The following is a 749-nucleotide window of genomic DNA, read 5'->3' on the forward strand; positions in this document are numbered from 1 at the left end:
GGTGCCGGGCGAGCATCAGCGCGCAGGTGAGGTTCACCGCGAGCGCGCCGAGGCCGGTCAGCGTCAGCGGCAGGGCCGCCGGGGGAACGAAGTCTGCGAATTTCTCATAGGCGGCGTAGGCGGTCGCCAGGGCCGGCACGAGCAGGATGAACGCCATCGCGGTGCCGAGCCGCGCGCGGTTGCGCGCGCTCCAGGACAGGCCGGCGAAGATCAGCAGGTTGATCGCCGCGTCTTCCAGGAAATCGAGGCTGTCGGCGATGAGCGCCACGGATCCGATGGCGAGCGCCACCGCGATCTCGATGCCGAAATAGCCGAGGTTGAGCGCCGCCACGCGGGCGACGACCGGGCGCAGGGCGGGCGGCTCGGGACGGGCGGCGGGTTCAGCGGTCACGGGGCGCGTCATCGCCGAGTGCGGCGCGCCTGTCGAGCCGCTGTTGAGAAAACCCTGTCCGCGCCTCAAGAAAGTTCACGGATCTTGCGCCTTCGTCCGGGTGGATTCGGCGGCGCGATCGTGCGACGCGGTCTTGTTGAGCCGGCCGCGCCAGAGTTGCGACCGGCCGGAACCGGAGGTCTGCCGAGCCATGCTGCCCGAATTGCGCGTGCTCTATTTCGAGGATCTCGAGGTCGGGTTGTCGGAAACCCTCTCGAAGACCATCGCGTCCTCCGACGTCGTCGGATTCGCCGAGATCACCGGCGATCGCAACCCGATCCACCTGTCCGAGCACTTCGCCGCCCGCACGCCGTTCGGC

Annotated in this window: 1 protein-coding gene and 1 pseudogene; one reads left to right on the forward strand and one right to left on the reverse strand. The window is 69.3% G+C overall.

The features are described from left to right. Positions 1-391 (reverse strand): cation diffusion facilitator family transporter (locus ACTXGH_RS13760; protein ID WP_459112914.1); only part of this gene is annotated, 391 nt, incomplete at its 3' end. Positions 392-581: 190 nt separating this feature from the next. On the opposite strand from ACTXGH_RS13760, the pseudogene croR reads away from it, so the two are divergent. Further along, a pseudogene (gene croR, locus ACTXGH_RS13765) lies at positions 582-749 on the forward strand (3-hydroxybutyryl-CoA dehydratase); the annotation flags it as partial.

Source organism: Psychrobacter sp. 1Y10 (assembly GCF_052259005.1).
GTDB lineage: Bacteria > Pseudomonadota > Gammaproteobacteria > Pseudomonadales > Moraxellaceae > Psychrobacter > Psychrobacter saeujeotis.